The organism is Advenella sp. S44 (assembly GCF_002810445.1).
Lineage (GTDB): Bacteria > Pseudomonadota > Gammaproteobacteria > Burkholderiales > Burkholderiaceae_B > Advenella.
The window spans coordinates 69,627-91,031 of the sequence record NZ_NEXS01000010.1 but is presented as its reverse complement, the minus strand read 5'-3'; the positions used below and the strand labels follow the sequence as shown (position 1 = coordinate 91,031).

General features: G+C 54.2%; 17 protein-coding genes. 12 read left to right on the top strand and 5 right to left on the bottom strand.

Annotated features, from left to right (window positions below):
* Positions 1–92 precede the first annotated feature (92 nt).
* Positions 93–890 carry a 2OG-Fe(II) oxygenase gene (locus CAP48_RS16905; protein WP_100698875.1) on the bottom strand — a complete coding sequence of 266 codons (798 nt, stop codon included), beginning with the start codon at positions 888–890 and terminating at the stop codon, positions 93–95.
* A 27-nt stretch (positions 891–917) separates the two neighbouring features.
* Positions 918–1,655: a 2OG-Fe(II) oxygenase gene (locus tag CAP48_RS16900; RefSeq protein ID WP_100698873.1), complete on the bottom strand. Its 738-nt coding sequence runs from the start codon at positions 1,653–1,655 to the stop codon at positions 918–920.
* A gap of 590 nt (positions 1,656–2,245) precedes the next feature.
* Between CAP48_RS16900 and CAP48_RS16895 the strand changes: the two genes are divergently transcribed.
* The 6 genes from CAP48_RS16895 to CAP48_RS16870 all read left to right on the top strand — a co-directional run bounded on the left by CAP48_RS16895 (position 2,246) and on the right by CAP48_RS16870 (position 10,677).
* Positions 2,246–2,764 (top strand): sigma-70 family RNA polymerase sigma factor, encoded by a 519-nt coding sequence (locus CAP48_RS16895; protein ID WP_100698871.1) that lies wholly within the window; start codon positions 2,246–2,248, stop codon positions 2,762–2,764.
* A gap of 1 nt (position 2,765) precedes the next feature.
* Positions 2,766–3,770 (top strand): FecR family protein, encoded by a 1,005-nt coding sequence (locus CAP48_RS16890; RefSeq protein WP_161495291.1) that lies wholly within the window; start codon positions 2,766–2,768, stop codon positions 3,768–3,770.
* Between the two features lie 74 nt (positions 3,771–3,844).
* The gene (locus CAP48_RS16885) at positions 3,845–6,280 is read left to right on the top strand and encodes a TonB-dependent siderophore receptor (RefSeq protein WP_100698867.1); all 2,436 of its coding nucleotides are present in this window, start codon (positions 3,845–3,847) and stop codon (positions 6,278–6,280) included.
* 450 nt (positions 6,281–6,730) lie between these two features.
* Positions 6,731–7,885 (top strand): TRAP transporter substrate-binding protein, encoded by a 1,155-nt coding sequence (locus CAP48_RS16880; protein ID WP_100698865.1) that lies wholly within the window; start codon positions 6,731–6,733, stop codon positions 7,883–7,885.
* A gap of 204 nt (positions 7,886–8,089) precedes the next feature.
* Positions 8,090–8,713: a TRAP transporter small permease subunit gene (locus CAP48_RS16875; protein WP_100698863.1), complete on the top strand. Its 624-nt coding sequence runs from the start codon at positions 8,090–8,092 to the stop codon at positions 8,711–8,713.
* Entirely contained in the window at positions 8,710–10,677 is a 1,968-nt protein-coding gene (locus CAP48_RS16870) for a TRAP transporter large permease subunit (protein ID WP_100698862.1), read from the top strand. The genes CAP48_RS16875 and CAP48_RS16870 overlap by 4 nt, the downstream gene beginning before the upstream one ends.
* A 51-nt stretch (positions 10,678–10,728) precedes the next feature.
* Here CAP48_RS16870 and CAP48_RS16865 read toward each other — a convergent pair whose 3' ends face one another.
* From CAP48_RS16865 to CAP48_RS16855, 3 genes are read right to left on the bottom strand one after another with little or no spacing between them, the layout of a single operon-like run.
* The gene (locus CAP48_RS16865) at positions 10,729–11,136 is read right to left on the bottom strand and encodes a TfoX/Sxy family protein (protein ID WP_100698860.1); all 408 of its coding nucleotides are present in this window, start codon (positions 11,134–11,136) and stop codon (positions 10,729–10,731) included.
* Positions 11,133–12,017 (bottom strand): ATP-binding cassette domain-containing protein, encoded by an 885-nt coding sequence (locus CAP48_RS16860; protein WP_242444539.1) that lies wholly within the window; start codon positions 12,015–12,017, stop codon positions 11,133–11,135. Before CAP48_RS16860 ends, CAP48_RS16865 begins: the two co-directional genes overlap by 4 nt.
* Positions 12,014–13,846: a glycine betaine ABC transporter substrate-binding protein gene (locus CAP48_RS16855; protein WP_100698858.1), complete on the bottom strand. Its 1,833-nt coding sequence runs from the start codon at positions 13,844–13,846 to the stop codon at positions 12,014–12,016. The genes CAP48_RS16860 and CAP48_RS16855 overlap by 4 nt, the downstream gene beginning before the upstream one ends.
* A 416-nt stretch (positions 13,847–14,262) precedes the next feature.
* On the opposite strand from CAP48_RS16855, the gene CAP48_RS16850 reads away from it, so the two are divergent.
* The 6 genes from CAP48_RS16850 to CAP48_RS16825 all read left to right on the top strand — a co-directional run bounded on the left by CAP48_RS16850 (position 14,263) and on the right by CAP48_RS16825 (position 21,405).
* Entirely contained in the window at positions 14,263–15,192 is a 930-nt protein-coding gene (locus CAP48_RS16850) for a hypothetical protein (protein ID WP_100698856.1), read from the top strand.
* Positions 15,179–15,820: a TetR/AcrR family transcriptional regulator gene (locus CAP48_RS16845; protein ID WP_100698854.1), complete on the top strand. Its 642-nt coding sequence runs from the start codon at positions 15,179–15,181 to the stop codon at positions 15,818–15,820. Before CAP48_RS16850 ends, CAP48_RS16845 begins: the two co-directional genes overlap by 14 nt.
* 20 nt (positions 15,821–15,840) lie before the next feature.
* A complete protein-coding gene (locus CAP48_RS16840) occupies positions 15,841–17,514 on the top strand; it encodes a thiamine pyrophosphate-dependent enzyme (protein ID WP_100698852.1) in 1,674 nt (557 codons plus the stop codon).
* A gap of 13 nt (positions 17,515–17,527) precedes the next feature.
* Positions 17,528–18,790, top strand: a complete 1,263-nt coding sequence (locus CAP48_RS16835) for a D-amino acid dehydrogenase (RefSeq protein WP_100698850.1) — start codon at positions 17,528–17,530, stop codon at positions 18,788–18,790.
* A 70-nt stretch (positions 18,791–18,860) separates the two neighbouring features.
* Positions 18,861–20,456, top strand: coding sequence for an ABC transporter substrate-binding protein (locus CAP48_RS16830; protein WP_100698848.1), 1,596 nt, complete (start codon positions 18,861–18,863; stop codon positions 20,454–20,456).
* A gap of 7 nt (positions 20,457–20,463) precedes the next feature.
* Positions 20,464–21,405 (top strand): ABC transporter permease, encoded by a 942-nt coding sequence (locus tag CAP48_RS16825; RefSeq protein ID WP_100698846.1) that lies wholly within the window; start codon positions 20,464–20,466, stop codon positions 21,403–21,405.

Sequence of the window (21,405 nt, the reverse complement as noted above, 5' to 3'; positions counted from 1 at the left end):
AAGCTCATCATCAGTAAAGCTCATCGCCAACAGCGGTCTATATCAATCAGGCCTATCGTTTGCCGGCACGGTTGCTTTGCCTTGGTTTGCCATCAGGACAGATCGCCGTCAAGTCGTGTGCCCTGAATATGCAGTTGCCCATGGTCGTTATCGGGCGCATGATGGAAAAAAAGCGCCAGCCCAATGCGTTGGCCGCTGCGTACACGACTGACGCCATGTTTCATATTGACGCGGTAAAAGCCCTTGCTTCCCTTGAAGGGACGGTGCCCTGTGCTCATGATGACGACATCACCCTGCCGTAGCGACAGGACAATGGGGCGTGACTGCATGCGTGGACGCTGTTCTGTCATGACCAGCTCGCCACCACGAAAATCCCGCTGCGGATCGCTCAGCAGCAGTGCTGCTTGAAACGGGAACACGAGCTTGCCGTTGTTGCGTTGATGCAGGGCGATATACTCTGATTCCTGTAATCGGTGCAGATGCGACAGTTGCTTGTTCTGATCGGCATTGCTGTTAGACTGAAGAAAGCGCGCCAGTGTGTCGGGATAGTGGTGGCCGTGCCCCAGTATGTTGTTCCATCGACTAGCGATGGGTGCCAGATGGTGATAGAGCTGCTTGCGCAAAATAGCGAGCACCTCTGGCATTGGGTCATTAAAAAAGCACAGCCGGCCGCCGCCCGGTGCGCACGGTGTCAACAAAATGTGGTGTCGCGCCAGGTCATTTATCTGTCTATTTAACGGCTCGCTGATCTGGTCGCTTAATGGGTTGGCCAGGGTCTGAACCTGAGCCCTGGACAACAATCCGGGCAGCAGGGCGTAGCCTTCGTCGTCCAGGTCAGTCGCGATGCGAGCCCAGTCCAGCTGATTTATTCTGTGTGTGAGGGTAGTCATGGGAACGCCTTTGAGGAAGCGATTCGCCTAACAGGCATCATGGAAAATGACTCCCAATGTGTTACGCCTGCCGCTGTGCACGACGCTCACGCCGTGACGCATCATGACTTTGCGAAAGCCACCGCGCTTGCCGGGCGCAGGTCGGTGATTAACAGTGAAAATAAGCGCATCGCCTTGCTGCAGCGGAATGACTTCTGCTCGCTGGCTGGCTGCGGCGGTTTCCGTCATGACGAACTGGCCGCCGGTAAAATCCCGTTCTGGTGCAGACAGCAGAATCGCCACCTGCAAAGGAAAAACATGGTCGCCATATAAGTCCTGATGCAGGCAGTTATAGTCGCCTGGCCCATATTGTAGTATCAGCGGGGTGGGCCGGGTCTGGCCGGCAGCATGGCATTGCGCCAGGAACGTATCCAGCGCTGGTGGGTAATGCACATTTAATTTGAGTTGCTGGCTCCAGCGATTGGCGATTGGGGCAAGATGCGGATAGAGTCGTTGACGCAATTGGTCCAGCACGGCGGGTAGCGGGTAGGCAAAGTACTTGTATTCACCGCGGCCAAATCCATGACGGGCCATAACGATACGACTTCGATAGGCTTGTTCGCGGTCATAGCCGGCAGCGAGCGCTTCACATTGGTCAGCGGCCAGCAGGCCTGGCAAGATCGCATTGCCGTATTGGTTTAGTGAATACTCAAGTGCGCACCAGTCTGCGTTCTCGATCGTGGCAGCGCAGCTTGCTTGAAGTTTATTGGATCCGCGTCCGTTCATTGTGTCCTTATCCAGTTCGTTTCTATCTTGGCCGATCCAGTTCCGTTCGTCCCTGGCCCGTTCCTTCCTATATTGTTGCTTCCTATACTGTCCGTTCTGACTTGTCCGTCTCAGTCCTGTCCCGTTCCCTTTCCCCCTTTTCCGTTAGCTGCACCAATACTCATACGCGCTGGCGAACCAGGAGCCCCGATAGGGCTGTTCGTGCCGGGCTGGGTAGGCCGCTTGCGTGGGAGCGACGGCAATATACAGAGTGTAGACAGCGCGTTGCAACCCGACAATCCGCTACTTGCGATTGAAATAGGAATAAGACAAAAGACAAAATCAGGGGTAAACATATGACACTTGACGTTATTCCGTATGAAATAAGTGTCGATAATAGGTGGTTTTCATGCCTGCCATCTTAACCGCATGATTTGAGGCCAAGCGCAAGTCCCGGAGCCATTTTATCGGTACTCATAAGAGTGTCGTATAAATGTATATGGTATGTAGGCAACACAAATCGCTTTCATTAACGATAAAATTCAATCTATAATGAGAATCATTATTATTTAATCCGATGTTGCCAACGCCATTGCTGGAGCCGATTCCCAATGTCCAATTTGCTTTCGACCGATGATATCGGCCTGCTTTATGTACAGCACTATCCATGGCTGGTACGGTGGCTGCACCGTAAGCTGGGCAGTTCCCATGACGCTGCAGATTTTGCTCAGGATACGTTCTGTCGTTTGCTAGGCAGCCCGGTTCCTGTCCTGCGCGAGCCTCGTGCCTGGTTGACGACCACAGCCGTGCGCCTGATGATCGATGATTCGCGCAGCCGTATGGTAGCCCGGTTGTTTTGCGAGTCCTGGGTTCATGTGCATGGGACGGATACGGCGCCTTCGGCAGAAACAATAGTCCAGGCGGCGCAGACACTGGCGCTGGTCAGTCAGTGGCTGGAGACCTTGCCGCCGAAGGCGCGAATGGCGTTTCTCATGGTGCGGCTCGAAGGTCAGACACATGCGCAGGTCGCTGCACACCTTGGTGTGTCTGTCAGCCGCGTGCGTCAGTATCTGTCTGCTGCACTTTTGCAATGTTACACACTGGTTTTTAGCGATGCGGGCGTTGCGTAGCATGGGAAATTCGGTCGCTGATCTTTTGGCGCGGGACTGTGAACCATCTGCCGAAGTTGTCGCGGTTGCAGCGCAATGGTTCGTACGGCTACAGGAAGCGGATGTGAGCGAGCAGGAGCGCGCGCAGTGCCGCCAATGGCGACAGGCAGATGCCACCCACGATCTGGCCTGGCGACGGCTGGAGACATTGTGGCGCAATTTCGACGATCTGGAAGGAAAGGCTGCCGAGCCGGCTCAGGCCGCCATGGCAAATCTGGCTGCACAAAAGCGCGGCAAACGTCGGGTAAAGCGAACACTTGGCGCAGCTATTTGCTGCGCTGGCGTGGCAGTGTTGCTGTCTGAAGTGATGCATCTGCATTTGCTGGCCGACCACCACACCGGTCTGGCCCAGCGTGAGATAGTGACGCTTGCGGACGGCAGCGAACTGACACTGGATGCCCGCACTGCCGTGGACGTGCGATATAGCAGCACCGAACGCAGGATCGTGTTGCGGGACGGTCAGATTCTGGCTCAGGTCAATCATGATCGTGATAACAGACCTTTTATCATTCAAACAGAGCAAGGGACGGCGACAGCTTTGGGCACCCGTTATACCGTGTCGTTGCTGGGTAACAAAACACAAGTTAGCGTAATCGAATCCAATGTCAGAGCTTGCCCGCAGAGCAAGCTGCCTCCAGCATGTGCAGATTTGAAGCGGGGCCAGAGCGCTACGCTGAGTGCTGACACCGTATCTCGGATGGAAACGTCGGGGTACAGCGATCCGGCATCATGGGCACAGGGTTATCTCGCTCTGGATAATCAGCCGCTGAGCCGGGTGCTGTATGTGCTCAAGGCGTATCACATGGGGGTGATGTGGTATGACGAGAGAAAACTGGAAGGTATTCGGGTTTCGGGCGTAATCCCGATTGATGACAGCGGACAGGCGCTCAATATTCTGGGTCGGACGCTGCCAATTGAGGTTCGCCAATATATGCCATGGGCCGTGACCATAACAAAGAAAGAATAATGCCGATTCGGCCTGTCACTTTGCGATTGTGATCCGTCATAACTTATACACAACGCAAAAACAGTGAGGGGTCTATGAGTTTCAAAAACAGAAGTTCTCGGCTGGTGGGCAGCTGCGCAGGCGTGCTGGCGCTTTTATGCCTGGGCACACAGGTGGTTTTAGCACAAGATGGTTCAACAGAAGTGTTGCAGGAGTACCGAATTGCTGCGGGGCCCCTGACCCGGTCAATTAACCAGTTTGTGCTGCAGTCTGGCGTAGCGATGGTTTTTCCTTCCTCCTTGACGGCGGGCAGACAGGCGCCTGCACTCCATGGCCGCTATACTCTTGACGAAGGCTTCAGCCGACTACTGCAGGGTACGGGCTTGCGGGCAATCCGGCAAGATAACAACACGTATAACCTGGTGGCAAGACCCCGGCAGCACAGTTCGGTGGGGGCCGAGCCTGCTGTGGCGACATTGGACTTGGTGTATGCCATTGACGAAATGTACAGCCGTACGGTGGACGGCTATATCGCAGTGAACGATGCGACGGCCATGAAAACCCCTGTGTCTTTGCTCGAGACTCCACAAACCGTCAACGTGGTGACCAAAGACCTGATTGCCGCCCAGGGGGCGCAAAGCGTGACTGATGCCGTACGTTATACGCCTGGTGTGCTCGCCTCCTTTGGCGATAGCGATACACGTAATGATGTACTTCACAGCCGTGGTTTTTATCTGAAACAGAATTTGAATGGGTCAAAGCTGCCTTTCGGCGCGTACAGTGCCGCGATGTTGCGCATTGAACCGTATGGGCTGGAACGGATTGATATCCTCAAGGGCCCGGCGTCTGTCATGTACGGACAAAACACACCTGGCGGTATCGTGAACATGATGACCAAACAGCCGCTGGATACGCCCATGCATGAGATCACTGCTAGCGTTGGCAGTCATGACCGCAAGCAGGGCGCCTTTGACTTTACCGGCCCTATTGACGAGGAGGGGCGGTTTTCTTATCGCCTGACCGGACTCGCACGCGATGGCAACGGCCAGGTAGATGAAGGGTTTGACCGTCGTGTCTTTATTGCGCCATCCCTGAGCTGGAAGCTGGGTGAAGGCACGCGCCTGACAGTGTTTTCTCATTATCAGCAGGACAAGACGCTGACCGATTACATGGCGCTGCCGGCTGTCGGTACCCTTTATGACAGCCCTTACGGCAGGATTTCACGGACCGAGAACCTGGGGCAGCCGAATTTTGATGGGTATGAGCGCAAGCAAATGGCGCTGGGCTATGAATTCGAACATGTAATCAATGATATTTTCACGCTGCGTCAGAATCTGCAGTACAACAAGGTCGATGTGACAATGCAGGCCAGCCCTGGATACATGCTGGATCCGACATCGCGCTATCTGAGCCGAGTGGGAACGCGTGGGCGGGCCCGGGCCAACGTGCTCTCGGTCGATACGCATCTGCAGGCAGATTTTTATATGGGCGCGGCGCGACATACGGTCCTGGCCGGCGTTGACTATATGAACCTGGATGATGCATACAAATTTTCCTCTGGTCCATATGACCGGCCCCTGGATATTTTGGATCCCGACTACAACGTGGCGTCTCCCGACCTCATCCCACGTATTGATTACAGACAGACCCGAGAACAACTGGGCGCGTACCTTCAGGACCAGATACGGTGGAACCGTTGGGTTGCCACCCTGGGCGCCCGTTATGACTCCGCACATTCGCGTACGTTAAACCAGATACCCGCCAATGTTCGGGCCAAACAGCAGGAAACGGCTTGGACGGCAAGGGTAGGGCTGGCTTACCTGTTCGATAACGGCATGGCGCCCTACGTCAGCTACAGTACCTCTTTTGAACCAGAAGATGGTACCGACTTTTCGGGGGCCCAGTTCAAAGCGATGCGTGGCAAGCAGATCGAAGCGGGAATCAAGTACCAACCGACAGGGCGCAAGAGTTTTATTACCCTGTCGGCGTTCGAAATCAGGCAACGCAATATGACCACGCCCGATCCGGAGCCAATGCATTCCGGTTTCCTGGTGCAGTCAGGTGAGGCACGTGTGCGCGGGATCGAACTCGAAGCCAAAGCCAATATTAATGAGTCTCTGGATATGATTGCTTCGTATGCCTATCTGAATTCGAAGATGGTCAACGCAAATCAGGACGCTACGGGCCGCACGCTTCAGGGTAAATCACTGGAACGAGTGCCGCGTCACCAGGCGGCGTTATGGATGGAGTACAGCCCATTTTCAGCATTGCATTTGGCAACCGGCTTGCGATACCAGGGATCAAATTTTGGGGATGCTGATAACACGCTGGCACTGCCGGCAAGAACGCTGGTCGATGCATCTATCCGTTATGATGCCGAGCATTTTTCTCCCAGCCTGAAGGGCATGACGCTGCAGTTGACCGCCTCCAATCTGTTCAACAAAACGTATATTGGCTATTGCCTCAATTCCCTTCAATGCTTTTATGGCCAGGGGCGTAAAGTGCATGCGTCTGTACGCTATAAATGGTAGGTAACCTACCAATCTGACGGTTAAGGGCTTGGCAGGTTATCCGTGCTTTTTTAAATCTGCGCGGGAAATTCATGCTCCGTTGACAATGACGCTTTTGGGCAGAGCAGACGACGGTTCAGTTGCTGTTCAAAAATGATCTGCAATCGTCCAGCGCCGTGTGCAGGCATGGACGAGGGGCATGGGGTTTTCCTGGGGATATTGCAATTGTAATCGCATTGCCGGACCGCCAGGGCTGCTCTTGTAGCCCGTGTCAGGAATCGGCAGCGCGTATGGCGAGCTGACGTCAGCGGCGCACACCGAAAGTCAGCAAATTACAAGTGTGCTTACAGCTAACTGAATTTTCTTGACAACGCTGGATTCTGTGCGTATAAACTTCATTGCAGTCGCAGTTTGTAACATGTATGAAAAACGATAAACAATGAATAGATTACAGGTACAAAGGAGACAATTATGATAAATCGCATCGCGAAAAAACGTCAGACAGCAACGCCAAAATCATCACGTCGCAGGTTTCTGGGAGGAGCAGCAGCCGGTTCGGTCGCCGCGGCGGGGATGGGATTTCCAGCCATTGTGAGTGCACAGACACCCATTAATTTCCGTTTTCAGAGTACCTGGCCGACTGTCGATATTTTCCATGAGTATGCCAATGATTTTGCAAAAAAAGTCAATGACATGACCGGTGGTGAACTTAAGATTGAAGTGCTGCCTGCGGGGGCGGTGGTGCCTGCTTTTGCCTTGCTGGATGCGGTGTCCAAAGGCACGCTGGATGGCGGACACGGTGTATTGGGTTACAGCTACGGCAAGCAGAACGCACTGGCCCTCTTTTCGTCAGGGCCGGCATTTGGCATGGACGCCAATATGCTGTTGTCCTGGCATAAATACGGTGGGGGCAAGGAACTGCTGGCCAAGTTGTATGAATCGATTGGCGGCAATGTCGTATCTTTTCTGAGTGGCCCTATGCCAACGCAAGCGCTGGGCTGGTTCAAAAAACCCATCGCGAAAGCAGATGACTTGAAGGGCCTGAAGTTTCGTACCAATGGGCTGGCCATTGATTTGTTTACAGCCATGGGGGCGGCCGTGAATGCGTTGCCCGGCGGGGAAATTGTACCAGCACTGGATCGCGGCCTGCTGGACGGTGCCGAGTTCAATAACGCATCGTCAGACCGGCTGCTGGGTTTTCCGGATGTGTCGAAGGTCTGCATGTTGCAAAGCTTTCACCAATCTTCCGAGACATTTGAAATTACCTTCAACAAGGACAAATACAATAGCTTGCCCGACAAAATGAAGGCCATTATTCAGAACGCAGTCGAAGCGGCCTCGGCTGATATGTCGTGGAAAGCGATTGACCGTTATTCCCAGGACTATATCAAGCTCAAAACGGAGGACAACGTCAAGTTCTACAAGACGCCGGACGCCATCCTGCAACAGCAATTGACGACCTGGGACGACATCATCGCCAAGAAAGCGGAAAACAATGCGCTGTTCAAGGAGATTGAACAGTCGCAGCGTAAGTTTGCCGAGCGGGCGGTGGCCTGGGATATGGATACCAACAACAATCGCCGTATGGCCTACAACCATTACTTTGTGAAGAAGGCAGCGGGCTAGCCACCCGACAGATCGCGCCGGCCAGACGTGCCGGCGCCGGTTCCTGTCGCGTCGGGGGCTGGCCGCTATGACCGGATGATGTCTGGATTTGCTTGCTCTATGGCAGATGCAGTGCGATCGTTGGAAATTGCCTCAGCCGCCCATGAATGACAACCCGTATTCGGCGCGAGGGATTGTTCATTGCTCTGTCCCAGGAGTTTGTTCATGAAAAGAGTTCTCCACCGTATTGATCAGGTCAATACCTGGATCGGACAGCTGTTCGGTTGGTGTGCACTGATCCTCACGCTGTTTGTCACTTACGAAGTTTTCTCCCGCTATGCCTTCAAAAATCCGCACGCCTGGGCATTTGATGTCATGAATATGTTGTATGGCGCCTTGTTCATGATGGCGGGCGCCTATACATTGGGCAAGAACGGCCACGTGCGCGGTGATGTGCTCTACGGATTCTTTCCACCACGCCTGCAGGCACTGCTTGATCTCCTTCTGTATATCTTATTTTTCTTCCCCGGCGTCATTGCCCTGGTGTGGGCTGGATATAACTATGCGTCCGAGTCTTTTGCCATCAATGAGCATTCCACGATTACAGCAGACGGCCCGCCTATTTATCCATTCAAGGCAATCATCCCCATTGCCGGTTTTGCGCTGATCACACAGGGCATCGTCGAGGTTGTACGTTGTGTGCAGTGCCTGCGTGATGGCGACTGGCCCTCCCGGGATATTGACGTTGAAGAGGTCGATGTCGATAAACTGAAAGACATGGTCAATGTGACAGATGCCGATATCCAGGAAGCCGACAGGTACATCGCAAAACAAGGGGATAAAACATGAGAAAAGAGGCCTGGTTTGGTATCAGTATTCTGATTGCGATTGTGGCGGCCCTGGTTATCTTTATGCCCGCCCCTGCCGATATTACCAATGGTCATCTGGGGCTGTTGATGCTGGCATTAATTGTGGTCACCATCATGCTGGGTTTTCCCACGGCATTCACGCTGATGGGCATGGGCGTCATATTCACGCTTTTTGCCTATCGGGCCATGGGGCCCAAGCTTGCCATAGAGCAGACACTCGACTTGATGGTGCTGCGCACTTACGCCGTCATGACAAATGATGTACTGATTGCCGTTCCGCTGTTCATTTTCATGGGCTATCTGGTTGAACGCGCAAATCTGATCGAAAAGCTATTCAAAAGCCTGCACTTGGTAATGGCCAAAATTCCCGGTTCGCTTGCTGTGGCAACTGTGATTACCTGCGCTGTGTTTGCAACAGCTACCGGTATCGTTGGGGCCGTGGTCACGCTCATGGGTCTGCTGGCTTTGCCGGCTATGCTCAAGGCAGGGTATGACGTCAAACTGTCGGCGGGTGTGATTACTGCAGGCGGCTGCCTCGGAATTATGATCCCGCCTTCGGTATTGTTGATTGTGTATGGCGCCGTGGCGGGGGTATCGGTCGTCAAATTATATGCGGCGGCGTTTTTCCCGGGTCTCATGCTTGCCGGCATGTACGTGTTGTACATTATTATGGTGGCAAAAATAAAACCTGCCTGGGCGCCTCCCTTGTCAGAGGAAGACCGCCGGATCCCGTTGCCCCAACTTGCTGACACCATCAAAAACAGTATCAGCAACAAGGCGCTCCCGGGCTTGCTGCATGCCCTGAAGGGCGAGCGCAATAGCGGCATTCCGGTCTCTGCCATACTGAAGCAACTGTTTATTACCCTGATTCCCGCCCTCATGTTTGCCTGCGCGATTGGGCTTAGCTACAAACTGTCACTGCCCACCACACAACAGGCCAGCACGTTGACGGAGCTAGGCTCGCTTGATGCGCCGTCAACGGTACAGTATGCGGGTTCGTTGCAGGAGCCGGAAGGTTCAGGGCTGACCGAACCACCAGAGTCTCTTGCAGAGCCGCCTGGTGCCTCACAGGCTGAACCCTCGGCAGGCGTTTCCGAGCCGCCGGGGACGGTAGCGGAACCTCCGGGCGTCACGCCCGCCAATTCTGAACAGAGCGCAGTAGCGCCTTCCAGCGAGACGGGGGCAGACGCGCCAACGGTGCCGCCCACTTTCTGGATGGTGTTTGCCGCCGGGCTAGTGCTGATGATTGCTTTCTACGCCTGGTTCACTTTTGTCCGGCTGGAAATTTTCAAAATGCTGCTGGCGTCGTTTTTCCCGCTGGCAATTATGATTATGGCGGTACTGGGCAGTATTGTCTTTGGCTTTGCTACGCCTTCGGAAGCAGCGGCCATGGGAGCTTTTGGCGGCATCCTGCTGGCCCTGTGCTACCGACGGTTGAATATGCCCATGCTCAAGGAATCGGTCTATCTGGCGGCAAGAACCAGCGCCATGGTGTGCTGGCTGTTTGTCGGCTCCAGTATTTTCTCTGCCGCTTTTGCGTTGCTGGGTGGCCAGGAAATCATCAACACCTGGGTCGTGTCCATGGATCTGACGCCACTGGAGTTTATGATACTTGCGCAAATCGTGATATTTTTGTTGGGCTGGCCGCTGGAGTGGACAGAAATTATCGTTATTTTCATGCCGATATTCCTGCCGTTGCTGGCGCATTACAATATTGATCCGCTCTTTTTCGGTATTCTGGTTGCGCTGAATCTGCAGACTGCATTTCTTTCACCGCCCGTTGCCATGTCGGCATTTTATCTCAAAGGCGTCGCGCCCCCTCATGTGACGCTGAACCAGATATTTATGGGAATGTTGCCCTTTATGGGGATACAGATATTGGCATTGATTCTATTGTATATATTCCCAAAAATAGGTCTGTGGCTGCCGGAAGTACTGTATTGACAATGGTGTGCTGACCCAGGGCTGTCGTTGATCCGGGTCAGCAAGTCTGCCTCACTTGCGTCGCCGGTATTGAGCCGCTGGTGAGCCTGCTGACGGCTTGCTCTGCTTCTTTTGCGGCACGCGTGCCGCCGCTTGCAGCCCCAGTTGCGCCCATTCCAGTATTTGTTGTCGATCATCCAGTATCGGTTCAGGCGGCGCGTAAAATGAAAGCGCGATTGTCTTGCTGTCGCCGTTTGATTTTTGCCTGGTATAGGTCAGTGGCGGGCAATCGGATTTGTCGAATTGTGCCTGGGTATGGCTGTCGGACTTGACATAGAATCGGTTCTCGCTACTGACGATCGCAAACATCTGTCCCTCAAAGTACAGCCCGACACTGCCGAACATTTTGCGGGTGGTAATGGGCCCCAGGGGTGTCAGCATATCAAGCACATACTCAAGGAAGTCTCTGGAAACGCTCATGGTGTTTCGGCGTCAGTCGTAAAAAAACTGGCGACATATTCGTCTGCGGGATTTTCCGCCATCTCTTGCAGGCTGCCGCTTTGAATCAGACTGCCCTGATTTAGCAGGGCAACGGTCCCGCCCAGCGTCCGAGCTTCATCCACATCATGGGTAATAAACACAATTGTCTTGTTCAGTCGGTCTTGCAACTCCAGCAGCAGAGCCTGCAGCTTGCGCCGAATCAGGGGATCGAGTGCCGAGAAGGGTTCATCCATCAGTAGAATGTCGGTGCCTGCAGCGAGCGCACGCGCCAGGCCGACACGCTGACGCATGCCGCCTGAAAGCTCATCATAATAATGCGTTTCGTAACCGGACAGTTCCATTTCGTTCAACCAGTAGCGCGCCTGCTCTGCGCGCTCCCGCTTGGGCACGCCACGTACCCGCAAGGCAAATTCGGCGTTCTGCTGTACGGTGAAATGAGGCAGCAGACCGAAATGCTGAAAGACCATGGCGATGCGCTTTTGTCGGAATTTCTGCAGGTCGGGAATCGAAAGTGCCGTCACGTCCACATCCTGAATCTGGACCGTTCCTGTGTCCGGATCAATCAGGCGATTGATATGGCGCAAGAGCGTGGACTTGCCCGAACCGGATAAACCCATGATGCAATAAATGCCGTTTGAAGGGATTTCCAGGTTGATATTTCTTAATGCAACATGACAGCCGGTTTTCGCGGTAATTTCTTCATTGTCCGAACCTTGTTGCAGCATCGTCATGGCTTTGCTGTGGCGGTCGCCGAATACCTTGTTGATATTCTGAAGACGAATAAAATGTTTGTCTATGCCGGGACTGCCTGCTCCGGTTGGCACGGTGGCTGCGGTATTGTCAATGGTTTCCGTACTCATCGCGTTCTCCTGCGGTTGCCGTAAGCCTGGGTTATCCGATCAATAATGACGGCAAGAATCACAATGGCGCTGCCAGCCTGCACCCCCTGGCCGACATTGAGGGTCTGCACGGCCTCCAGCACTTGTTCGCCAAGGCCCGGGGCGCCAATCATGGATGCCAGCACCACCATGGAGAGCGACATCATGACCGCCTGGTTAATACCCGCCATGATGCTGGGCTTGGCCAGTGGCAGAATAACCCAGCGCAGCATCTGCCAGCGGTTGGTGCCGAACGCCGTACCTGTCTCATGCATTTCGCGACTGATTTGCAGGATGCCCAGGGCGGTCAATCGGATCAGCGGTGCAATGGCATAAATGACAGTTGCGAACAGCGCAGGCACATTGCCAAGGCCAAACAGCATCAGCACCGGGATCAGATAGACAAAGCTCGGCATCGTCTGCATCACGTCCAGTACCGGCTGCAACACGCGGTAGAAGCGCGGGCGCCCGGCAACAAAAATCCCTATAGGTATTCCTATAACGACTGTAATAATGACAGCGCATATCAACAGCGCCAGCGTTTGCAGCAACGCAATCCATAAACCGAAAGCACCAATGACGTAAAGCCCGATAGCGCACAATGCCGCGAAAATGATAGAGCGTGTGCTGTGCCAGGCGAGCACGGCAGTTAGCACAATCAGCAGCCATGCCGGAATTGCCGAGAGCGCCTGTACCGTAGGACTGAGCAAGTAACGGGTTAAAAAACCGCTAACCTGCCGAAATGATTCCCCGTAGGTTCCCACGACCGACTTGAGTCCGCTGTTCAGTTTGTTCTGGATGGACCAGTCAGGAAAAATGCTGCTTGCCGCCGCCGTCTGTCCGGTCCATGCGTGTAATCGGGATGCCGCCTCGGGGCTGACCCATTGCTCCCATACTTGCGGGTTTTCTTTCAGGAATCGTTCCGCCTGCTGCGTGCCGTCGCGCTTGTTTTCGGTCATTTGCAAAATGGCGCCGTTAAGCTGATCGGCAGAAAACTGTATTTTTTCAAAGAACTGCATCAGCTGCGGATTTTGCTCCTTGAACGGTGTGGAAACGGCAATAGACAGATTCGATATGGGAAAACCGGTAACGCAATTTTTATCGCTGTCTTTCTCAAGCAGGCTCTCCCAGCATTCCGATTCGTTTTCGGGAAACTGCAGCGCCTTAAATTTGTACTTGGCCATCAGCCCTGTCGGCTGCCAGTAATAAAAGAGCAGAGGTTTTTTCTGCTCATAAGCCGAGGAAATTTCTGCATCCAGCGCGGCGCCGGTGCCGGGATGGACATTATCGAAAGTACGATCCAGGCCGGTTGTGCGCAGCAGGCGGGTGTTGAATATTTCACACGTCCAGCCAGAAGGGCAATTCATAAAGCGAGGCTTGGGACCGCTTGCGGAATCCAGAAACAGCTTGGAAAACTTTTCAAGGTCCTTGTAGGAGCGAAGCTGCGGATTTTCCTCCCAGACATAATCTGGCACATACCAGCCCTGCTGGGCTCCGTCTTTGAGCGTATCGCCCACCATGGCGGCCTTATTCTCCTGCAGGGCCTTGTTCATGATGTCGGAGCGGCCAACCCACACTTCTCCAATAACCTGAATATCATTCTGCGACAGCGCATTTTCCTGAGCCGGGCCAGAACCGGGTATTTCGCTTGTCTGGCATTGATAACCCCGTTCGGCAATCAGACGCAAAACAGCGCTTGTGAACTGGCCGCTTTCCCAGGTCAGCGACGCAAATTTGATCGGACTATCGCACGCAGCAAGGGCAGGAGCAGAAATAAAGAGCAAAAAGACAAAAACGATGTGCTGTAACATTGGCCGAACCCTTGCAGTTTGCTTGACTTCTTAATTACAACTGGCATTTGCGGATGGCGCAAGGCTTTAGCGGCATATTGACGTAAATTGGCATCATTTGTCTGCGTTGCTTTTGCTCTATTTTGTCAGATCCGACTGTAAGTCGAGAACAAAGAGCATGGCGGCTTTTGATCCAAATCAGGGGGTAATCGGAAGCAGTTTTTTGCGTAAGGGTTTTCCGAATTTGCACGAGATTTTTCCTTTTTTATCTCGTTCTGTTTTGCATCTATTCAACGTTTTCATGCGGGTATTTCCCTAGAAAAATACGCTTGTTATTTCGATTGTCATGGTGTTAGTATTTTAATATGACCACCCGGTCACATTTTGCCAGGCGTGCCTTTTATTGCCGCCAAATGACACCAAGCAATGGATCTTTTATGACAATTGGAATAGCCGCCAGCGGTACCAATGCGGGCGAATCAGTGCTTGCTGCAGTGCGTGCCGCAGAATTGCTCGGTAGAGGTGCTATCGGCGGCTTTGCCGTATTTTCCGTGATGCTGGACGATGGAAAAGTTCACCACTGTACAACCCAAACCGGTGGGGTGACCCAATTGACGATTCCGGATGAGTGGCTGCTTGCTACACGCGCTGCGGCGATCTCCAGCGGCCCTCATAGGCCGGAGCCGCTGCAACAATTCCTTCCGGGCATTGATGACATCGGTCTGGTTACTGGACATCGCCTGCCCAATCTCGCGGGAGGCGATGGCGAGCCCTTGAATCAGTCTGTGCTGCGCAGAATGGCGGACGGACAGACGCCGCAGCATTCGGTCGATGTCGTGCTCAAAGCCAATAGCGAAAGCGATGCCGGTCTGATCGCAGTTGATGCGCAAGGGTGTATAGGTTGGGGAAACAGCCAGCGGGTCGCAGCCAGGGCGGATCTTGGCTGCGTTCATCGCCGCGAAGGCGACAGGCAACTGGCGTTACAGCATAACTCAATTTACTTTATGCACGGAACAAAGGATGCCGTGGGCAGTCTTGCCTGGGAATGCCTGGGGGGCGCCGCGGGCCGATATCAACTTCTGTCGATGGGGCAAAGGGTATCTTTGCGAACGGCACAAAACGATGCAATCCATCTGGATGCCGACGGAAAGATACGTCTGATCGAAACGGCCAACCCGCAGGCGTCCTATTTGGCCGGTCGTTTTACGGCCATTTACCTTGGTACGCCAGTCTGGCGTGCCGGCTGCGTCATCGGTCATGCCATCAGCGAGCTGATCGCACAAGTAGAGGATGGCATCGTCCTTGAGAGTCTGGAGCCGGTCTCTGCCATGGTCGTCATAAGAAGGTCAGCGAATGTCTCGTCGTAAAAATACCGAGAGAAGACTGTTGAATGCGCTGGAAGAACAGATTACGGAAACTGGCATGGTGGGGGTGGGAATCAATGCAGTCGCCAAACGCGCAGGAGTCAGCAAGGAGCTGATCTATCGCTACTTTGACGGTATGCCGGGACTGTTGCTTGCCTGGATGCAGGAGCAGGACTTCTGGACAGCCAGGGCTGGCCTTCTCAAGGATGAGGAGTCCAGCCAGCAAACGCCTGCGGCGCTGATTCTGTCAATGCTTCATGCCCAGATCGAAGCGCTTGCCCACAATGAAAGCCTGAGGGAAATTCGGCGCTGGGAGCTCATTGAACTAAACGAGGTTACTGAACAGCTGGCGCAGCGGCGCGAGAAGGCGGCAAGGTCGTTCATTGATCGGGTAGACGGTTTGACGCAGGATCTGGACGTGCCGGCGGTCGTCAGCATTATGTTGGCAGGCGTGTTGTACATGATGTTGCGATCCAGAACAGAAAGCCATTTCCTGGGTGTGTCGTTAAGGACAAACGCGGGCTGGCAGCGGCTATATGCTGCACTTGAGCAGATCATTCAGGCCGGTTTTCCTGAAAATCTGCGTACTCAGGCTTTGGCCGATCTTGAGCGTGTTAAAGGTTCAACGTAAATTCAGGGAAGCAGAAAATAATGCAAAGAGCAGCGGATGTATTGATTGAGGTTTTGAAGGCGCATGAGATAGACAGGGTATTTTGCGTACCCGGCGAGAGCTATTTGAATGTATTGGATGCGCTGGCGGACTATGTCGGCATTGACGTGGTGACATGTCGCCATGAAGGAGGCGCCGGTTTCATGGCGATCGCTGACGCACGCTTGACTGGCCGTGCTGGTGTCGCAATGGTCAGTCGGGGTCCCGGGGCAATGAATGCGGCGATTGCGGTACATACCGCGCAACAGGATGCGGTACCGCTGGTGCTCTTTGTCGGACAGGTCGAAAGGGCACATCGCCATATGGCCGCCTTTCAGGAAGTTGACTATGGACAGGTGTTTGGAAGCATGGCCAAATGGGTCATTGAAGTCAATGACGCGGACCAACTGGCCGATCGTGTTGCCAGCGCGTTTCATTACGCCTGCAGCGGCACGCCGGGGCCTGTTATTGTTGCGTTGCCAGAGGATATGCTGGAAGACATGGTAGAGGGCGAAAGGGGCTATCGCCTTCCCTTACCGGCAGCCGCGGCTTCGGATTCATCGCTCAAACAGGTTGCCAGTATGATCGCCAAGGCACGCCGGCCGCTGATTATTGCCGGCGGATTGCTTAAGAACGAGGAAGGCCAAAGGGCGCTGCAGTCCGCAGCCGAGGCTTTTGGCATTCCCGTTGCGACAGCAGTAAGGCACGCCGACCTGCTAGCCAACGATCATCCGCTGTTTGCCGGGCACTTGGCCTATGGCGCGCCGGCTGCTCTGGCCCAGGCGGTCGGTCAGGCAGATCTGGTCATCGCGGTCGGTACCCGACTGGGCGACGTGACAACTCAGGGATACGTTTTCCCAGCGGCGCCGCATCCGGCCCAGCCATTGGTTCATGTATGGCCGGACGCATCTGCATTGGGGGCGTTGCGCAAGACAGACGCAGGCTTGGTGGCTGACCCGGACACCTTTCTCATGGACTTGCGCAAATTCGCGCCCGCAAGCAGAGATCCGGACCATGAGGCCTGGAGCAGGAAACTGCATCAGGTGGCGCAGTCGCTGGCCGATTGGCACGGGCCCGGCGATGCCGAAGACGGTGTGGTATTTTCCAGTGTCGTGCAGGCGGCCAATCGTTTGCTGGCCGATGACGCGATTATTACGATCGACGCAGGCAATTTTGGTGGATGGGTGCAACGTTTATTGCGTTTCGGAGGAGGCAGGAAAATGGTAGCACCGTCTTCCGGAGCGATGGGATATGGCGTACCGGCCGCCGTTGCGGCGAGCCTGCGATATCCGGAGCGGCAGGTTGTCTGTTTCGTCGGCGACGGCGGATTTATGATGACAGGCAATGAGCTGGCCACCGCCATTCAGTACGGCGTCAATCCAATACTTGTCATATCCGATAACAGTGCCTACGGCACTATTCGCATGCATCAGGAAAAACATTTTCCTGAGCGTGTGAGCGCCACGGGGTTGCGCAATCCGGATTTCGCGGCACTGGCACGAGATTTCGGCGCATTGGGCATTAGTGTCAATGATAGCTCGCAAGTTGACGAGGCGTTGCGCACCGCGCTTGCAGCCAGGCAGCCGACTGTTGTTTCGGTCCGAACCAGCCTGCAATATATTTCTGCGTCAGCGACGATTGAGAAATTGCGCGAACGTGCAAACTCAACGCGATGATGGCGGAGTCAGCATGCATATTATTGTGATTGGTGCGGGTATCATCGGCATGACAAGCGCCTATTATCTGGCAAAAAAAGGTCATCGAGTTACGGTGGTCGACGCCAACGCTGGGCCAGGCCTGGCCACGAGCAACGCCAACGGCGCCCAGTTGAGCTACAGCTTTGTGGCACCGCTGGCTGAGCCGGCGGTTCTGCCCAAATTGCCGGTATGGCTGTTCGATGCCGAATCCCCGTTGTCATTTCGTCTGCGTGCCGATCCACAGCAGTGGAGCTGGGCCATGGCATTTTTGGCTGCCTGTCGTAGGAAAACAAGCCAAAAGACGACAGAGGAGTTATTGGCGCTGGGCCTGTACAGCAAGCAAATGGTGCACCAGCTGATTGCAGACGAAATGCTGCAGTTTAACTTCAGCAACTGCGGAAAACTGCTGGTGTATCAGGATCCCGGTTCGTATGAGTCAGCCAGAAAGCAGATGGACTATCAGGCCAGCCTGGGGTCTGTCCAAGTCGCGCTGGACCGAAATGGGTGTCTGGAGCTTGAACCGGCGCTGCGGGGTATTCAGGACAGAATTGCTGGCGGTATTTTCACACGCAGCGAAGATGCCGGCGATTGCCAGGCACTGTGCCTTGAGCTGGAACGGACGTTGCGTGGCGGGGCGGCCAAAGTGGACTTCGTCTACGATACGCAGGTATTGCGAGTGCAGCACAAAGGCGCCCGCGTCGTGGGGCTGGAAACACCGGCAGGCGATATGACAGCAGACGCCTACGTAATCGCCAATGGGATTGGTGCGCAAACACTGGCCCGGCAGGTGGGATTCAATCCCCATATTTATCCGCTCAAGGGTTATAGCCTGACTTACCAATTGACAGAGAAAAGTGAGGCGCCTCTCGTTAGTGTCAGTGACGTGCATAACAAAGTGGTATACGCAAGACTGGGTAACCACCTGCGTGTTGCCGGAATGGTGGACATTGGCGAGAACTCCTCGCAGATCAGTCCCCGGCGTATTGCCAGCCTCAAATTGGCAGTAGGCCACTATTTACCCGCATTGCGCCCGGCTGGCGAGCCACAGGCATGGGCAGGCTTGCGACCAGCGCGTCCCGATAGCAAGCCGTTGATCGGGCAGACCGCATTGCAAAATTTATGGATCAATGCAGGCCATGGTGCGCTCGGCTTCACACTGGCCGCAGGAAGCGCTGCATTGCTTGCGGACCGGCTCTCAGGCGACCCACCAAAACTCTCGAACACGCTTTTCGAACCTTTACGCAGGACGCAGTAGCTTGTACTGGCTACAGATGACTTATGTGTCAGATGCGCCAGCCCTTTATATTTAGTACAGGAGAAATATCATGATGTACAAGGCCAAGGAATTGACCACTTTAAAGAAGATGGCATTGGGCATAGCACTGTCGACTATCTTGTCTTGTGTGCCGGCCGTTCAGGCACAAACAGTCACTGCCGTGATGCAATCAGGTTTGCGGGTCATGGATCCCGTAGTCAGTACCGCATTCATGACTCGTGACCACGGCTACATGATTTATGACACCTTACTGGGTACCGACTCCAGTTTCAAGATCCAGCCGCAAATGGCCGATTGGAGTGAGTCGGACGACGGGAAAACCTATACCTTTACATTGCGGGACGGCCTCAAGTGGCATGATGGCACACCGGTGACATCGGAAGACTGCGTGGCCTCTATCAAGCGTTGGGCCGAAAAAGACTCTACCGGCCAGGTATTGATGACGATGGTGGCAGAGATTAAGGCCATCGACAGCAAAGTATTTGAGATCAGTCTGAAGGAACCGACCACATTGCTGCTCTCCGGGCTGGCCAAGCTCAGTTCGCGCCCGGCGTTCATGATGCCGAAACGCATCGCTCAGACACCATCGTCCACGCCGATTACGGAATACATCGGGTCGGGTCCATTCAAATTTGTGCAGTCGGAATTCAGGCCGGGACTAAAAGTCGTGTATGAACGCAATAATGAATACAAGCCTCGCAACGAGCCTGCCAGCTGGACCGCTGGAGGCAAAGTGGTTAACGTCGATCGCGTGCAATGGGTTGCCATGCCGGATCAGATGACTCCGATCAATGCCTTGATGAATGAGGAAATCGATTTTATTCAGCAAGTGCCTTTCGACCTGCTGCCCATGGTCCAGGATCAGGACAATATCAAGGTAGAGGTACTGGATAAACTAGGGGCCTGGACGTACTTCCGCTTCAATCACCTGCATGCGCCGTTCAACAACCGGTTAATCCGTCAGGCAGCCATGTACGCAGTGGGTCAGGAAAATGTGCTTAAAGCGCTGGTCGGCAATCCGGAATACTACAAACCGTGTGCTGCGGTTTTCGGTTGTGGCAATCCCTATGAAAACGACTATGGAAAAGACATGGTCGAGCAGAGCAATATAGAAAAGGCACAGGAGTTGCTCAAACAGGCTAACTATGATGGCACACCGGTTGTCATTTTGCAGCCAACCGATATTGCTATGCTGTCTGCACAACCGATAGTCATTGGCGACGCGTTGCGCAAGGCTGGTTTCAAAGTCGATATGAAGACCATGGATTGGCAGACAGTAGCAACTCAGCAAAGTAACCAAAAAGCGCCGGCCGAGGGTGGCTGGAATATCTTTTCCACGTACAGCATTCTGGCGACCAGCGGCGATCCGTTCGGCAACACAACGATCGCGGCAAATGGAACAAAAGCCTGGGCAGGCTGGCCGGATGTCCCGGAAATTGAATCATTGCGGCTGGAATTTGCCCGTGCCAAGGATGATGCTGAGCGCAAGAAGATCACGGCCCAGTTACAAAAGCTGGTTATTGACGAAGGGGTGGTCGCACCATTGGGGCAGTTCCTTATTCCAGCCGCATACAGCACCAAACTGTCCGACGTCTTGCCTTCTCCGGTAACGGTGTTCTGGAACATGAAGAAGTCGGGCGAGTGAGTACGTTATGCTAACTTACATTGCCCGTCGACTCGTAGCCACACTGCCGGTTATCTTTATGGTTGCCATCGTCATTTTCGCGATTCTGCGACTGACGCCCGGTGATCCTGCGGCCATTATTGCGGGAGACGATGCAACTGCGGCGCAACTTGCGCAAATTCGCCAAGCTATGGGGCTAGATCAACCGATATACACGCAATTTATTGTTTGGGTGGGGCGCCTGCTCCAGGGGGATCTGGGCGTTTCGCTGTTGTCCGGCACACCAGTCCTGGATATGATCGCGGGAAGAATGGGGCCAACGCTGGCGCTGGCGATCTCAACAATTGTTCTGACGGTGGTCATCGCGATACCACTGGGCGTCATTGCCGCCTGGCGTCAGGGAAAAATACTGGATCGGTTGATCATGAGCCTGTCTGTGCTGGGGTTTTCGATTCCCACCTTTGTCGTTGGCTATTTACTTATTTACTTTTTCGCCATACAGCTGGACTGGTTGCCAGTACAGGGTTATAAGCCGTTGTCAGCGGGGTTGCTGCCGTTTGCGCAGCGACTGATTCTGCCGACGCTGGCGCTCAGTGCCATTTATGTGGCGCTGATCGCTCGCATCACACGCAGCAGCATCATTGAAGTCATGGGCGACGATTATATCCGTACGGCACGTGCCAAGGGCCTGAAAGAAAAATCGGTATTGATGCGGCATGCTTTGCGCAACGCAGCTGTACCGATTGTCACCGTGATAGGCATTGGCATTGCATCTCTGATCAGCGGCGTTGTGGTTACCGAATCCGTTTTCAACCTGCCCGGGCTGGGACGACTGGTTGTCGAGGCGGTGCTGGCCCGTGATTACCCCGTCATTCAGGGATTAATACTGCTTTTTTCCTTCGTGTACATTCTGATCAATCTCGTTGTTGACCTGCTGTATACGGTCTTTGATCCCAGAATCCGTTATTAA

Bases quoted from the DNA above. Each gene is read 5' to 3' on its own strand.
- CAP48_RS16905 (WP_100698875.1), bottom strand. From the start codon at position 890: ATGACTACCCTCACACACAGAATAAATCAGCTGGACTGGGCTCGCATC.
- CAP48_RS16900 (WP_100698873.1), bottom strand. From the start codon at position 1,655: ATGAACGGACGCGGATCCAATAAACTTCAAGCAAGCTGCGCTGCCACG.
- CAP48_RS16895 (WP_100698871.1), top strand. From the start codon at position 2,246: ATGTCCAATTTGCTTTCGACCGATGATATCGGCCTGCTTTATGTACAG.
- CAP48_RS16890 (WP_161495291.1), top strand. From the start codon at position 2,766: ATGGGAAATTCGGTCGCTGATCTTTTGGCGCGGGACTGTGAACCATCT.
- CAP48_RS16885 (WP_100698867.1), top strand. From the start codon at position 3,845: ATGAGTTTCAAAAACAGAAGTTCTCGGCTGGTGGGCAGCTGCGCAGGC.
- CAP48_RS16880 (WP_100698865.1), top strand. From the start codon at position 6,731: ATGATAAATCGCATCGCGAAAAAACGTCAGACAGCAACGCCAAAATCA.
- CAP48_RS16875 (WP_100698863.1), top strand. From the start codon at position 8,090: ATGAAAAGAGTTCTCCACCGTATTGATCAGGTCAATACCTGGATCGGA.
- CAP48_RS16870 (WP_100698862.1), top strand. From the start codon at position 8,710: ATGAGAAAAGAGGCCTGGTTTGGTATCAGTATTCTGATTGCGATTGTG.
- CAP48_RS16865 (WP_100698860.1), bottom strand. From the start codon at position 11,136: ATGAGCGTTTCCAGAGACTTCCTTGAGTATGTGCTTGATATGCTGACA.
- CAP48_RS16860 (WP_242444539.1), bottom strand. From the start codon at position 12,017: ATGAGTACGGAAACCATTGACAATACCGCAGCCACCGTGCCAACCGGA.
- CAP48_RS16855 (WP_100698858.1), bottom strand. From the start codon at position 13,846: ATGTTACAGCACATCGTTTTTGTCTTTTTGCTCTTTATTTCTGCTCCT.
- CAP48_RS16850 (WP_100698856.1), top strand. From the start codon at position 14,263: ATGACAATTGGAATAGCCGCCAGCGGTACCAATGCGGGCGAATCAGTG.
- CAP48_RS16845 (WP_100698854.1), top strand. From the start codon at position 15,179: ATGTCTCGTCGTAAAAATACCGAGAGAAGACTGTTGAATGCGCTGGAA.
- CAP48_RS16840 (WP_100698852.1), top strand. From the start codon at position 15,841: ATGCAAAGAGCAGCGGATGTATTGATTGAGGTTTTGAAGGCGCATGAG.
- CAP48_RS16835 (WP_100698850.1), top strand. From the start codon at position 17,528: ATGCATATTATTGTGATTGGTGCGGGTATCATCGGCATGACAAGCGCC.
- CAP48_RS16830 (WP_100698848.1), top strand. From the start codon at position 18,861: ATGATGTACAAGGCCAAGGAATTGACCACTTTAAAGAAGATGGCATTG.
- CAP48_RS16825 (WP_100698846.1), top strand. From the start codon at position 20,464: ATGCTAACTTACATTGCCCGTCGACTCGTAGCCACACTGCCGGTTATC.